This window comes from Helicobacter equorum, assembly GCF_900198655.1.
GTDB lineage: Bacteria > Campylobacterota > Campylobacteria > Campylobacterales > Helicobacteraceae > Helicobacter_F > Helicobacter_F equorum.
In genome coordinates, this window is the sequence record NZ_FZPO01000006.1 from 1 (window position 1) to 15004 (window position 15004).

Consider the following 15004-nt stretch of genomic DNA (forward strand, 5'->3'; position numbering starts at 1 on the left):
GAAGATGGCGATATGATAGAGATTTCTGTCTCGCGTGGGAGCTTAGAGCTGAAAGTGGATTCTAAAACTTTAGAAGCACGCCGTGCCAAATGGGAACCAATCAAAAAAGAGATAACAAGCAAATGGCTTAAGCGTTATTCATTGCTTGTTAGTAATGCTGCAAATGGTGCGGTACTAAAAACGGAGCTGTGAATTTCTAAGTCATAGGCATTTTAGAATCTTATTTATAGATTCTGCGTTTTAGGATAGGGATAGATATGAATATTGTTTTGTTAAAAGGTGAGGATAAAACCAAAGACATACAAGAATATTTTATAAAAGATGAAAAACTTTATGTAACTTTTAAAAATAATAAAACCTACGCTTACGCAAAATCAAGTTTTGAGATTCTACCAAAGGCTACAAATGTAAAGGTGTTTTGCTATCTTAAAGAACTCTCTCATATTGTAAGTGAGGACAATGAGTTAGATCATTTGAAAAAAAGATATAGTGAAATTACCTATATACCAAAAGATTGCGTATTGTCTGCTTATTTGAATCTCTCTAGTTTTGTATATGAAACACAATCAAATCTTAATCCAATACTTGCACCTTTTGGTTTAAATATGTCGCAATCCAAAGCATTGAAAAACGCATTATGTAGCCAAACAAGTATCATTGAGGGACCACCTGGCACAGGAAAAACACAGACTATCTTAAATATCATAGCAAATCTCATCTATCGTGGCAAAACTATTGCAGTCTTATCAAATAATAATGCTGCTACACAAAATATTTACCAAAAACTTAATAAATATGGGCTTGATTATCTCTGTGCAAATTTAGGCAACAAAGATAATAAAAAACAATTTATAGAGCAACAAAGTGGAATATATGGAGAGTTTGATACTAAAGAATTGCATATCGAAAAAATGAAACACGATATAAATGAGTCTTATCAAAATCTGCATAAAATTTTTGAACTACAAAATGAGATAGCTACAAACAAAGAAATATTAGAATCTCTAAAATTAGAATATGAATACTTTAAAAAGCAAGAATATCAAAACACCATATCTTTAAAAACACGATTGTTTCAAAAACCAACCTCTCATAGAATCCTTATGATAAAGATAATTTTAGAGGAATCAAAATATATTAGTAAAATTCCTCTATGGTTAAAGCTTAAAATGATGTATTGGTACGGCATAGGTGATTTTGATTTATATGCCAAATCCAAGCAAGAGATTCTAAAAATGTTTGAAAATTTCTACTACACACATAAAATTGAGGAATTGCAAACAAAAATTGATACTATGCAGCAATCCTTAGAAAAGCTCAATGCTAAAAATCCCTTAAAAACTCTACAAGATTCTTCTTTAGCGCTTTTGCAATATCATCTTCAAAGGAAATACAAAAATAATAGCACAAGGAAAATATTTACATCAGATGACTTAGTAAATAATACTAAGGAGTTTTTGCAAGAATATCCTATTGTGTTTAGCACCACCCATTCTATTCTCTTATCTCTTGGAAGAATATCAGAAAATCCATTGTTTGATTATGTCATTATTGATGAATCATCACAAGTAGATATTGTTAGTGGAGCACTTGCTTTATTGTGTGCAAAAAATGCTGTTATTGTGGGTGATACAAAGCAGCTACCAAATATTATTGAACAAAAATACCAAAAAGATATTCAAGATAAGAATGCTAAATATAATATTCCAGAATACCATGATTATTCTAAGCACAGCCTTTTAAGCTCTATGAATTGTATTGTGGATTCAGACTTTCGTGTGTTGCTAAAGGAGCACTATCGTTGCCACCCAAAGATTATAGGTTTTTGTAATAAAAAATTTTACAATAATGAGCTTATTATACTTAGCCAAGAAGAATCCAAACTTAATGTGCTTGAGGCTTATATTACCTCAAAGGGTAATCATGCCAGAGGGCATTATAATCAACGAGAAATTGATGTGATAAAAAAGGAGATTTTACCACCACTGCAAAAGTGTTTTGATAAAGATGAAATTGGAATCATCTCTCCTTATAAAACGCAAAAAGAGCATTTGGAAAAAGACATTGTGGATTTACAAATTGATACTGTGCATAAATATCAAGGTAGGGAGAAGGAAGCTATCATACTTACCATGGTGAATAATGTTATTGGGGATTTTATTGATAATGAAAACATGCTTAATGTGGCAGTAAGCAGGGCAAAGAGTGCATTAAGAATCGTTGTGTCTCATAATATAGCCACAAGCAATAATAATATAAGTGATTTTATCAAATACATACAATATCATAATGGTGAAGTTGTGCAAAGTGAAGTAAAATCAATATTTGACTTGCTGTATAAAGCAAATCATCAAGCACGCCTGCTATATCTTAAAAATAAAAAGAAAATATCACAATTTGATTCTGAAAATCTCGCTTTTTATACAATACAAGAATGTCTCAAACCTTATTCTGCATTAGATGTTGTTTCACATATTCCGCTCTCTAGGGTTATTGGAGATAGCAGCGTTTTAGATGAGAAACAAAAACAATACGCATATAATCCTCTCACGCATATTGATTTTGTTATTTATAATATTATGGATAAGATTCCAGTTTGTGCCATAGAGGTTGATGGTTTTGCTTTCCATAATTCAGCTACACAGCAATTCAAAAATGATGAATTAAAAGACGCTATTTTACAAAAATGTCATATACCCCTACTCCGATTACGCACAAATGGGAGTGATGAGAGGGGGCGTATAGAGGCTATTTGAGTGAGATTATGGAGAAAGGAGAGGGAGCAATATAGTCTTGGGATTTTTTGTGTTGTGTTTATATTTTTGATTTTTTGACTAAAATCCCTCCCATAAGAAGTGATAAATCATATAGGGATAAGCTGGATTACAGCAAGGATGAAATCATTGATAACATAAAAGACTTTCTTAATGATTTGCTTGGAAGCTTTCATAAGGACTTGGTATATTATGTGGAGAAATAAAAGTGGTGGTAAGTGCCACCTAGAAATACATGGAATCACAACAAGGTTTCGTGGTTTTTTGCTTAAAAATTCATAAAAGGAGTGAATTGTGAGCCCCAATCAATCCCTACAAGAGAAATATCCGCATTTAGAAGTGAATGTATTAAAACTTAGTGAAGTGAAAAGGATAATGAGAGTAAAAGAATAGATTCTGAGTTTTTCAAGAAAGAATATTTTGATGCTATGGAGATTATACAATTAAATCAAGTTGGATATTTGGGTGATAATATGAAATTTAATTCTCGGTATTCGCAACCAATCAAAAAAAGTTTTGAATTAAAAGAAATGTCCCCTAAATTACTACAAGAGGTTAAGGCCAAAGTAGAATCCACGATAGCAAATGGAGTTACATCAAAATGAATTTCTATATGATTGTGTTAGTAGGTTTGGGTGGCTTTTGGGTGCGGTGTTGCGATTTTTTGTTTATGAGATAATTTCTAAGCTTACTTATATGTTTGGCTATGCTTTTGGGACACAAGTTTCTTCACTTATTGCGACATTTTTTGTCAATGTTGTTGGCTCTTTTGCTATTGGGCTTTTGTTTGCGTATGTCCAAAGCGGAGATTTAAAGCTATTATCCAAAGATATTTGGACACATTTTTTTGACATAGGGCTTTTAGGGGCATTTACGACATTTTCTACTTTTTCGTATGCCAATGTATTGCTTTTGCAAGGCGGCTTGTATGGGCAATTATTGCTTAACATTATCGGCAATGTCGGGATCTGTCTTTTAGCGACATTTTGTGGATTTGTGATGTATAGGGGTTCTTGATATGAGCCTTTAACTCACAAGTTTAAGCCCAACGCTAGAGCCGACAATAAGTGCGAGAAAAAGGAGTTTGCTTGGGGTTTTAGATTCTTTAAAAAATATAATCCCCACAAGCACGCTACCACACGCACCAATTCCTGTCCATATTGCATAAGCGCTTGACATTGTAATCTCACGCATTGCCACGCTCAAAAGCCCAAAGCTTATGATAAATAGCACAGCAATAACAAGTAAAAAAAGCTTATTGTTGGTATCACTAAATTTTTTCATACCAAAGACACCTGCTATTTCTGCTAACCCTGCCAAAAAAAGGCATATCCACGATATGGTAGATGAAAAATGTTCTAGCATGTGTGTTCTTTTGTTTGCGTGTTTTGGTCTTGCATAAGGTTATCAAGACCGAGTTCTGTAGCAATATCTTGTGTGATTTTTTGTTCACTTTTACTTTTGCTTGTGAGTTTTAGTCCTATGACACCAAAAAGCAGAGTGCTAATGAGTATGATTCGCACAAAATCTATACTTTCACCAAAAACTAACATTTCAGCTATGACAATTCCAGCCGAACCAATCCCTACAAAAACAGCATACGCCACGCTTACTTCAAGCTTTTTGGTTGCTAAAATCATAAGGCAAAAGGATATGAGAATCCCAAGAAATGTAAGACAATACAGCCAAAAGCTATTGGCATATTTAAGACCGCTTACCCAAAATATTTCAACAATACCACCAAGGATAACTAAAAGCCAACCCATACATACTCTAGTTTATAAAATGACAGGAATGTGTGTTTATGTGTCGCCAAGCTCTTTTGCTCGATTAACTGCCGTAATTCCTGCCTCGATAAATGCTCCACGCACGCCGCACTTTTCAAGTGTTGCTAAGCCTCTTGCTGTCGTGCCAGATGGAGATGTTACGGCAATTTTTATGTCATCAGGATTTTTGTGTTGTAGAAGCGTGGCAAACGCATCAAAGGTTTGTGCGACAAGCTCTTTGCTTTGTTCATAGTTTAGTCCATGGTAGATTCCGCTATCTATGAGACTTTGTGCCACTAACGCTAGAAATGCCGGTGTGCTACCACTTGTTGCAATAGAGGCATCAATAAGCGATTCATTGCCTACGATCACACAATTTCCAAAGCTATTGACAAGCCTATATACCGCAGATTCTATAGTTTTAAAATCCATATTCGCATTATTTTGCATATATACACAATTTGCGGACTTGCCATAGAGTGCTCCGATATTTGGCATAATACGCACTATATTTTTTGCCTTAAGTGTTTCTGCAAGTGTCGCGATACGCACTCCAGCCATTACGCTATAGGCGATATATGCTTCTCCGATATATGTAAATGCGCTTAGTGCATGTGGTTTCACGCACAACAGCACTTCAGCATCTTGTATATCTAGCGGTGTATGAGAATCTGCAAGAAGTGGCTTTATATGTGGGTGTGCCAGAGTATCACAAAGATTCTTAGCCTTTGAGAGATCGCGTCCCACTATTAGGATTTCATATTCTTGGAAAGCCTTAGATTTAATCACACCTTCTAGGATAGCGTGTGCCATATTGCCATAACCGACACATATGAGCTTGGCTTGTTTGGTAGATTGTATGTGAAGACTCATAGGAGTTAGTTTGCGACTTGGGTGCTTGTTTCGCTTTTGTCGCAATACGCTCTTATAGGTTCAGCAATAGAATATTGCGGATAATTAATGCTATCTAGCACGACTTGCGCCATTGTGTGGTTATCGAAATTAAAAACTAGGGGAGCAAGAAAATTTATCGTAGAATCTTCGATAGGGTTTTGGAGCACCATTATATTAGCAACAAGGAGATTCTTGCAGTTATCAAGATCAAGAAGAAGTTTTAGTGCAGTGGGTATTTCAAATTCATAATTACGCAACAAAAAAGGATTTACAAGGGTAAATGTGGGCACACCGCCATCGCCATCAGGATTACTCACTCTCATAAATAATTCATCGATTTTTTCGAACGCCATACGAGTAACCCGCTCAAAGCCCAAAATAGGCGATTTGACTTCAAAAATCATAACAAAACTCCACTGCTAAGATTTGAGATCTACTAAACCTTTATTCTAGCATAAAATACTTATGATTTTATTATAAGTGCAAGTGGCGCTATAGTAGAAATTTAATGCTACAATTAAAACATATGATCACATTTAGATTTATTTCAAGGCAAGGTGTAAAATGAAAAGTTTTTGGCTACACGCTGTGTGGATAGTATGGGTTATTATAGGCACGAGTGGGTGCGGCGAAGACACAAGTTTTGGTTGTGAAAATGCGCAGGTGCAAGAAAGTATCAAACAAATGCTAAGCATAGAACTACAGGATTTGGCACAATATGATACGATAAAGCTTTTTGACATCCAAACTTTAGATACAAACGAGAATCTTTTGCAATGTCAAGCGATGATAGAGGGCAACACGCCCCAAATTACAGCACTTAATCCTTTGCATTATGAGGTAACAAAGGATTTACGCGCAACATTGATATTTACACTCCCTCAAGAGTAGAGCACACCCTCATCTTCTAAGCTTTCCCATAACTTAAGGTGTTATTGCAATTCCTTATCATAAGAATATTTTTGAGAATTTTATTACAAATGAGAATAATCTATCGTGTTTTCAGACGCATTAAAATTTATTGTTCATTTATATTATTTTGCAAGAATCCGCGTCGAAATTCGATTGGAATTTTTCTAAATTTTGTTTTAGTGATGTTTATAAAAATTTCATTTAAGTAGGATTTTGAGATAAAACTCTTACAGAGAGATAAAAACAAGAAATCTTTAATTCTTTATTGAAACTTTTATATTTTTATTTTTTAGCTTTAGTCATAAATTTAAAAAACAAAACTAGAGTAAATGTGACGATTTCGAAGATTAAAAAATATTTGTTTATTGGTTGGGTGTTTAGAATACTAAATCAATCTTAGACTCCCAACACAAAAGGGTAAAAATGAGAAATTTTAATTGTGTTTTGTCAAGGAATAATTTCAATACTTCACCAAATCTAGATTCAACGATCCCTCACACAAAATCTACCGATGTGTATTTCATACCTAAAATTATTTCAAAAACTACAGCTTTTTTGTTATTGTTTGGCAGTTTAAATAGTGCAATAGCCGCAGATAATCCCTTGAAAAAAGATTGGGATATTATAAATTATGATCCGAATAAAATAACACAGACAGGAAGTGGTGTTATTTTAGGTATTGTAGATGCTGGATTTCCGCATGCAAATGATATTGAAAGTTTGCAGGGACAAATGCTAGGATATGATGGTAATATTTCTATAAATTATGTCCAAGCAAAGGGTGAAATTATGATGCACGGCTCACAAGTTGCTGGTATTCTTTTAGGTAAAAAAATAGATGAAAATAAACCTTATGGAATGGCTTATGGTTCAAAATTTTATGGAGTTACATATTTAAATCCTACTTATCTTTATAGTGATGACATATATAATTATTATGAGGATAAAAATGTTAAAATTATAAATAATAGCTGGGGTGATTATTTTTTTCCAAATATAGATAGACAAATAACTGATAAAAATTTATTTTCTCTTGCCTATAAACACATAAAAGATGGCGATAAATGGAAATTTGAAGATAGCAATGGTGAAAAAATTTTTGATAGTGTTTTAGAATATGCAGAGTCAAATCCTGCTTTATCTAGCTTAATGAAATTAAGTAAAGAAGGTGTTTTGATGGTGCGTTCTGCTGGCAATGATGGAATGGCTGCGCCTACTTTGGCAGATAGTTTGCCCACATACGATGAAGATTTAAGAGCTTGGCTTGTAGTAGGAGCAATAGATTCGGCTAATGCCATTAAAAATAGTGATGGCAGCTTTACATTAAAAGAGCAAAAAATGTATAAATCTCAAAGTGGAACTGAAATTAAACTTGAGAATTTGCATGGAGGATATATACAAGGTGGTGGAATAACTACTTTTTCAAATGGTTTTCAAGGTACTGAATCTTATAGCCTTTTAGCACCAGGCACCAATATTTCGTTAGTAAATCCATATTATGGCGATGATGGCGTAACATACTGGAAAAAAGATGGATATTTTTATGGTCCGAGAGATTACGAAAAAGATCAATTTGTAAGAGATGATGGCACTAGTTTTGCAGCACCTATGGTGAGTGCAGCGGCGGCATTGGTAGCTGAAAAATATCCGTTTTTAAGTGGCGCTCAATTAGCAGATGTGCTTTTAAGCACGGCGAATAATAATATTACATTGCCTAAAATTATTGTAAAAGTTAGTGGAAAATCATATTATGATGATAATACAAATAAACAATATTACTACTATGATGTGATTTATGTAAATCCGACTAAAAAACCAGATACTATTCAAGCAAAAGATGATTTAAAGAAAATGGGATTTTCTGATACGCAAGTAAATCATATTTTAAGCCATCTTTTTGATGGGGAAATAAGAACGATGACCAAAGAAGAGTTAATAGGTCAAGGAATTTTGGATGTGCAAAAAGCTCTAAATGGTTTAGCGAAACTTGATGCGAATAGGCTAAATGCAAAAGATATTGATTCTAGTAAAAATACACAAGCGCTTTATACAATTGATACAAAAGGGTATAATGCAGAGTTTGGTAATGATATTTCGCAAGTGCTTTGGGTAAATGAATGGCATAATTCTAGTGCTGCAAATTATCCTGCTGGAATGGATAAAGTGAAATATATAGGGCTTATTAAAGATGGCGAAGGTGAGCTAACTTTAAGCAGTAAAAATAACACTTACGAGGGCGATACAATAGTAAAAGGTGGCACTTTAAAATTAAGTGGTAAATTAGAAAAATCAAATGTTTTCGCTGAAAAAGGCGGGACTTTTCTTTTTTATGGTGGTGAAGTGGTCAATAACGCTACTGCGCAAAATGGCGGATTTATAAATATTGAATCTAATGCCAATAAAGTAGGGAGGCTAGTTTCGCAAAGTGGCGGCACAATTTGGCTCAAAAATAGTGGCTCTGAAATCACCATTACAAACGGCGTAAGTGTAGAAAATAACGGCATTTTGCAAGGAGTCGGAACAATAAATGGTAATTTAGTAAATAATGGCATTGTAAAGGCTGGATTTTCTAGCACTAGTGATAGTATAGATTCAAGTTCTAAATTAACAATAAAAGGTGATTACACACAAGAAAGTAGCGGCGAACTTCAATTGCTTTTCACAAAAGACTCAGTAAATAATTCCACTTTTTCGGCTAATAGCTACACCATTAACGGCGGTTCGTTAGTTTATGTGCCGATACAAAGTGCTGATAAGGTAATTAAAATAGGCGATTCAATTCAAATCACGCTCCCAACTGAAATAGAAAATGCGTTTGATAAATTACAAGTTAGTGTGCAAAATAGCAATAATATTTTAGAATTTTCAGTGGGAGATGACAATAAAACAATCACCGCAAAACAAAAGCCCAACGCATTTCAATCAAACGATTCATTAGCTACCGCGCTTTCAGATCTGTTTGCACGAAAAATTTCAGATAGCTATAATGACGCATTTGCTACACTAGATACTATGCCACACGATCTTTATGAAGAGACAATAAAATCTTTGCGTGAAACTCCCCACGATGCAGGTATTCTTGGCGTAGATTCAATGCAAAAGACATTAAGCGTGAAATCTACCCTTTTTACGCTTAATCCAGATGAGCTTTCATTTGCACCCACTGCAGCTTTGGGTGGCGATTATATGGCACCTGGTTATATGATCTACACTAAAACCCAATTTAGTGGGGGTCTAACTTATCGCCGTGCGAATGCTAGTGACTTTAAGCAGAATTCTTATTTACTAGATTTACAAGCCAAAAAACCTATAGATAGAGATACTACACTAAATAGCTTCATCGGCATAGCACAAGAAACAAGCACAAAAGATAGCTCAGAAATTAAGTCAAATATTTTTAGCGCAGGTTTAGGTGTAGCACAAGATTTCGGTGCATTTGGTGTTTTAGGTAGCGTGAGTGCTGGTTTTTCAAACAATACAATGAATCAAAGTATTATAAACTTAGCAAATACAAGCACTAGCGCAGATTATAATAGTTACTTTTTCCATGCACAAGGTGGAATTCATATGCCAATTTGGTTAGGGAATTTTGGTCGCCATACAAATACAAAACTAAGTCCTATCGCAATGTTGGATTTTACAAGTATCTATCAAGATTCTTTTACGCAAAGTGGCGGGCTTTTTGCCAAAAGATTTGATAAAAATCTTTTTCATAATTTCCGATCTTGGCTTGGGTTGAATTTCTCTCACGTTGGGGAATTTGATAATGGTGCGAAGTTTGCGTGGAATGTTTTTGGCTTTTATTGGCATAATTTTAACAAACCAAAAGATCAAAATTTAAGTTTTGTAGATGCATCTGATGTGTATTTTACCAGTGGCGTAGATATTGGGCAAGATGGTATATATTTAGGTCTAGCGGGCAGGGTATCGTGGGATCGCCTTTTTATCCACACTAGCATCGGTGGTGAGTTAGCAAAGCATTACAATCAAATAGAACTAATGCTTCGTTTGGGACTTGAGCTTTAGATAGTATATTATCTCTGTGTGGTGATACGATTTTACATTTTAGTTAATGTTTTATTTGGTTTTGCTTTCATCATTTCTCTAACCTACCCAATGAAGTGTATCAAAGTGTTCTTTGATTGCAGAATCTACCAAGATTTTACTTATAAAGGTGTATTGTTTATGCTTATCTTTGAGGAGAATATGCAATTCCCTTGAGCCTTTATGCGTATGAGAAAATTCCTTAATCTTTGCAAATGTGCGTGAAATGTCATCTAATTGAGAATCTTCACAATCCACAATAAGTGTGAGTGGTGTGCAGGTGTCTATCACTTGAGGGCGTAGGTCAAGCGGAATGGGTGTGGGTGTTTGATCAAGCTCATCTTTTTGTTTTTTTAGTCGCACTTTTTGTTCTTTGGCTTCCTCTAGAGTGAGTATTTCTAGCACACGCACTTCTTTTGTGTCATTTACCTGTTCTACTTTACATTTAAAAACAAATGGTTCATCAGGATCAGAGCCCATAGTTTGTAGCTCCTCGAGTTTTAGCAAATGTTTTTCAAAAATAGTAAGGCTTGAGCTTCCACCAAAATCTAGTAATCCCACGATACCATAGGGCTTGCCTTTTTTGCTAATCTTGCGTTTGATTTCAATAATTTTACCCACAAGCATACATTGGCTACCGATTTCAAGCCCTTCAATATCTGCCATCATGCTTACACCCTTAAGTGTGTCTATTTGTGGTTTAAACCTATCTAGCGGATGTCCGCCAATATAGATTCCAAGGCATTCAAATTCGTATTGTAGAAGTGTATTGGAGGTATATTCTGGAGCATTGTGTATCTGAAGATTTATACTTGTGGTGTCAAAATCTTCTTTATCAAAGAGTGAGTTAGTGCCAAATTGTGCATTACTTCTATCTTTTTGCCGTCCTATGTCGCAAATATTTTCGACATTTTCAAACATGCTTTTGCGTGAGAATCCTAGATTATCCAAACTTCCACTTTTTATGAGGGGTTCAAGAGATCTTTTGGTAAGTTTGGAAAAATCCACACGCTTAATGAAATCAGCTAAGTCTTTAAACTCACCATGCTTTTCTCGTTCATTGATGATATCCTCAATAGGTGCATCGCCTAATCCCTTGATAGCACTAAGCCCAAAGACAATTTTTTTCACGCCATCAATCTCACTGACACCAAAATCATTTTCGGAATAATTGACATGCGGTGGTAATACTTCAAGGTTGAGTGCTTTTACTTCATTGATGTATTTTGCTACAGATTCTACTCTGCTTGTTTCGCTTGTGAGCATTGCAGCCATAAATTCGTGTTGATAATATGTTTTAAGATAAGCGGTTTGGTAGGTAATCATCGCATAAGCTGCAGAATGAGATTTATTAAACCCATATCCTGCAAATTTGACAATAAGATCCCATAAATCTTCAGCTTTTTGCCTATTTAAGCCATTGTTTTGCGCTCCATCGGCAAACTCCTTTTTGAGGCGTAGCATTTCATCAACTTTCTTTTTTCCCATTGCACGTCGCACCAAATCCGCTCCGCCAAGTGAGAATCCACCCACTGCTTGAACAATTTGCATGACTTGTTCTTGATAGACGATGATTCCATAGGTAGGTTTTAAAATCGGTTCAAGTATGTCAAAGGCATATGTTATAGGTGCTTGTCCGTGCTTGCGTTTGATAAAGTCATCAAGCATACCAGATTCCATAGGACCAGGTCGATAGAGTGCAAGCATCGCGATTATGTCCTCAAAGGTGCTAGGTTTTAGCTTCTTGCTTAGGTTTTGCATACCTTCGGATTCTATTTGGAATAATCCAAGTGTGTTGCCACTTTGGATTGTTTCAAAGACTGCAGGATCTTCCATGGGCATAGTAGAAAAGTCTATATCTTTGCCGTAGCGTTTTTTGATAAGCCTGAGTGCATCATCAATCATAGTAAGAGTTTTTAAGCCCAAAAAGTCAAACTTTATGAGATCCACAGGTTCAAGCCAATCCATAGAGTATTGTGTAACAACACCTTTTGTTTTATCGTTAGCATATAGTGGGACTTTGTGCCAAAGCTCTTGAGAAGAATCTATGACAATAGCTGCAGCGTGGATACCGGCATTGCGCTTTAAGCCCTCAAGTGCTAGGGCACGATCCCATACTTCTTTTGCCTTAGGGTTTGTCTGCACAAGTTCGCGGATTTTTGGTTCTTTTTCCCACGCGCCATCTTTTTCTTTGCCGTCTTTACCTGTGTGTTTGGTAAGTGTTATGCCTAATTCATTTGGGATAAGCTTAGCAAATGCATCGGCTTCGGAATATGGCATTTCTAGCACACGCCCTACATCGCGTATCACACCTTTTGCCAAAAGCGAACCAAAAGTGATCACTTGTGCGACATTGTATTTGCCATACACACGCGTAACATATTCGATCATTTCACCACGGCGACGCTGACAAAAGTCCATATCAATATCGGGCATACTTATGCGTTCAGGATTTAAAAAACGCTCAAAAAGCAAATCATATTTCATAGGATCGATATTAGTGATGGCAAGACTATAAGCCACAAGGCTTCCTGCCGCTGAACCTCTTCCCGGTCCGACAGGGATTCCATTAGTTTTGGCAAAATTGACAAAATCCCATACGATAAGCATATAGCCCGGAAATTTCATATTAGTAATAATATCTATCTCACGCTCTAGCCGATCTTTGTAACGATCATGTTCGGATTGTGGCACATTTTGGAGGCGTTTGGCTAAGCCCTCACGACATTTGTAGGCAAAATACACAGAATCTGTGATAGATTCTAATGGCATACCCAAGATATTTTCTAGCCCCTCATTTTTGGCATATTCTTGTGTGTTTTTAAATGTCGGAGGAGTGGCTGGGGTATTATGTAGGATAATTTCACCCGTATGTTTGTTCTTGATTTCTTTATTTTTTAGACTAATGTTTAGTTGGCATTTTTTGGCAATCTCTTGGGTGTTTTCCAACACTTCAGGAATATCTAAAAAGAGTTGTTGCATTTGTTCTGGAGATTTGATATAAAATTCCTTGACAATATGTTTGAGACCCTTAGAATCTCCCATAAGCACACGAAAGGCGATATTTTGTGAATCCGCGTCCTCTTGAAGGGTATAGTGTGTGTCGTTTGTAGCGATAACTTTAATATCAAGTTCTTTGCCAAGCCTTAGAATCTGATCATCGATGAAGTATTGATCACCAATTCCATGACGCATAATTTCTAGGTAGAAATCCTCCCCAAAAATATCTTTGTATTCAAGTGCAATGTCTTTTGCAACTTCATAACCTTTTGCACCAAAACGCACATTACGCTCATTTTTTGTATTAAGATGCCAATTTATTTCACCCTGTAGGCACGCTGAGCTACAGATTAACCCCTCGCTTCTGTCACGAAGAAGTTTTTTGTTGATTCTTGGATAGTAATAAAATCCATTGATAAAAGATTGGGAGCTAAGATACATGAGGTTTTTGTATCCAACTTCATTTTTGGCAAAAAGACAAAGATGAAAGCGTTGTTTGATATTTTTATCATTAAGTTCATCGCCATTATGGATATAGGCTTCTAAACCGATGATAGGGTTTATCCCTTCTTCTTTCATTGCGACATAAAATTCTAATGCCCCAAACATATTACCATGATCGGTAATTGCTACGGAAGTCATGCCTTGTTGGCGAATCTGCTTTGCAAGATTTTTGATTTTATTTAGCCCATCTAAAAGAGAGAATTCTGTGTGCAAATGCAAGTGCGTAAAACTCATAGTAAATCCTTTACTAGAGAGGTTTTTGAATAGATTGTTTAATCTTTGTATTATAGTGGGATATTTATTTAAAGCCTATAAAATCTTTGCACAATTTTACGATTTATGTATATCGTTTGTGGAATGCTTAGGGATAAGGACTCTTTATTGAAATCAAGTTTTTTAGGGATTTTAGGATGTGTTGGTTTGCTGTGTGTAGGGTTGTGTTTGCAAAGTTGCACATCCCAAAATTCTACACTTGAAAGCAGCACACAAGTCTTGCACATAAATTCACAAAAAACTAGCACAAATCCACATAACTCACAAACTTCCTATAATGTAGCACAAAAAAATGACACAAAGCCCCCAAAGACTAAAAGAGATATACAATCAACACCACCAAAGCCCGCTCCTCATACACAAGATTCACAAGCACAAAACACTACTAACACTCAAGATAGCACCACAACAACTGAGGAACAAAAACCCAAAGATTCGCAAGGACTAAAATTTGCCTACAAAGACCTTGTTGTGCAATCTAGCGATGGAGAATCTGTGGATTATAACTATACAGGCATAGTGCGATTATATCATAATAATGGCACTCTTGCGTGGGAGATTAGTTTCAAAGATGGTAAGCAAGATGGTTGGACAAAATGGTATTATGACAATGGGCAGGTTCGCACACAAATGTTTTTTGTCAATGGTGATGCTAACGGAGAGTCGCTGTGGTATTATCGGCATGGGGCTTTGCGTGAGAGAGGCAATTATGCCAATGATTTAGCCAATGGAGAATCTAAACTATATACGCCAAGTGGTGTGCTTAAATACACTATCATTTATCGTGATGGAAGGGAGATCGCCCGCACAACACATGATATAAAGGGAAAAATCTAG

At 35.6% G+C, this 15004-nt stretch carries 10 protein-coding genes and 2 pseudogenes; 7 read left to right on the forward strand and 5 right to left on the reverse strand.

Features of this window, described 5'->3' with window-relative positions; translation table 11 throughout:
* From C6H22_RS00955 to C6H22_RS00970, 4 genes and pseudogenes are all read left to right on the forward strand, one after another.
* Positions 1 to 192: pseudogene (locus C6H22_RS00955) on the forward strand (dihydroxy-acid dehydratase domain-containing protein); the annotation flags it as partial.
* A 65-nt stretch (positions 193 to 257) separates the two neighbouring features.
* Entirely contained in the window at positions 258 to 2756 is a 2499-nt protein-coding gene (locus tag C6H22_RS00960) for an AAA domain-containing protein (RefSeq protein ID WP_104693480.1), read from the forward strand.
* Positions 2757 to 3068: 312 nt separating this feature from the next.
* Positions 3069 to 3235: pseudogene (locus C6H22_RS09145) on the forward strand (restriction endonuclease subunit S); the annotation flags it as partial.
* A 124-nt stretch (positions 3236 to 3359) separates the two neighbouring features.
* Entirely contained in the window at positions 3360 to 3791 is a 432-nt protein-coding gene (locus C6H22_RS00970; RefSeq protein ID WP_104693481.1) for a fluoride efflux transporter FluC, read from the forward strand.
* 9 nt (positions 3792 to 3800) lie between these two features.
* Here C6H22_RS00970 and C6H22_RS00975 read toward each other — a convergent pair whose 3' ends face one another.
* From C6H22_RS00975 to fliW, 4 genes are read right to left on the reverse strand one after another with little or no spacing between them, the layout of a single operon-like run.
* Positions 3801 to 4115 (reverse strand): DMT family transporter, encoded by a 315-nt coding sequence (locus C6H22_RS00975; RefSeq protein ID WP_199769783.1) that lies wholly within the window; start codon positions 4113 to 4115, stop codon positions 3801 to 3803.
* A gap of 17 nt (positions 4116 to 4132) precedes the next feature.
* Positions 4133 to 4540, reverse strand: coding sequence for a DMT family transporter (locus tag C6H22_RS00980; protein ID WP_104693483.1), 408 nt, complete (start codon positions 4538 to 4540; stop codon positions 4133 to 4135).
* Positions 4541 to 4576: 36 nt separating this feature from the next.
* On the reverse strand, positions 4577 to 5458 hold the full coding sequence (gene proC / locus C6H22_RS00985; RefSeq protein WP_233706976.1) for a pyrroline-5-carboxylate reductase: 882 nt from the start codon (positions 5456 to 5458) through the stop codon (positions 4577 to 4579).
* On the reverse strand, positions 5419 to 5838 hold the full coding sequence (gene fliW / locus C6H22_RS00990; RefSeq protein ID WP_104693485.1) for a flagellar assembly protein FliW: 420 nt from the start codon (positions 5836 to 5838) through the stop codon (positions 5419 to 5421). Before fliW ends, proC begins: the two co-directional genes overlap by 40 nt.
* A 160-nt stretch (positions 5839 to 5998) precedes the next feature.
* On the opposite strand from fliW, the gene C6H22_RS00995 reads away from it, so the two are divergent.
* Together C6H22_RS00995 and C6H22_RS01000 are read left to right on the forward strand one after the other, a co-directional pair.
* A complete protein-coding gene (locus C6H22_RS00995; protein WP_104693486.1) occupies positions 5999 to 6325 on the forward strand; it encodes a hypothetical protein in 327 nt (108 codons plus the stop codon).
* Between the two features lie 444 nt (positions 6326 to 6769).
* Positions 6770 to 10372 carry a S8 family serine peptidase gene (locus C6H22_RS01000; protein WP_104693487.1) on the forward strand — a complete coding sequence of 1201 codons (3603 nt, stop codon included), beginning with the start codon at positions 6770 to 6772 and terminating at the stop codon, positions 10370 to 10372.
* A 78-nt stretch (positions 10373 to 10450) separates the two neighbouring features.
* On the opposite strand, the gene dnaE is transcribed toward C6H22_RS01000, so the two are convergent.
* The gene (dnaE, locus tag C6H22_RS01005; RefSeq protein WP_104693488.1) at positions 10451 to 14128 is read right to left on the reverse strand and encodes a DNA polymerase III subunit alpha; all 3678 of its coding nucleotides are present in this window, start codon (positions 14126 to 14128) and stop codon (positions 10451 to 10453) included.
* A gap of 147 nt (positions 14129 to 14275) precedes the next feature.
* Between dnaE and C6H22_RS01010 the strand changes: the two genes are divergently transcribed.
* Entirely contained in the window at positions 14276 to 15004 is a 729-nt protein-coding gene (locus tag C6H22_RS01010) for a hypothetical protein (protein WP_104693489.1), read from the forward strand.

Coding starts and splice junctions, on each gene's coding strand:
- C6H22_RS01000 (WP_104693487.1), top strand. CDS start 6,770: ATGAGAAATTTTAATTGTGTTTTGTCAAGGAATAATTTCAATACTTCA.
- dnaE (WP_104693488.1), bottom strand. CDS start 14,128: ATGAGTTTTACGCACTTGCATTTGCACACAGAATTCTCTCTTTTAGAT.
- C6H22_RS00995 (WP_104693486.1), top strand. CDS start 5,999: ATGAAAAGTTTTTGGCTACACGCTGTGTGGATAGTATGGGTTATTATA.
- C6H22_RS00980 (WP_104693483.1), bottom strand. CDS start 4,540: ATGGGTTGGCTTTTAGTTATCCTTGGTGGTATTGTTGAAATATTTTGG.
- C6H22_RS00960 (WP_104693480.1), top strand. CDS start 258: ATGAATATTGTTTTGTTAAAAGGTGAGGATAAAACCAAAGACATACAA.
- fliW (WP_104693485.1), bottom strand. CDS start 5,838: ATGATTTTTGAAGTCAAATCGCCTATTTTGGGCTTTGAGCGGGTTACT.
- C6H22_RS00970 (WP_104693481.1), top strand. CDS start 3,360: ATGGAGTTACATCAAAATGAATTTCTATATGATTGTGTTAGTAGGTTT.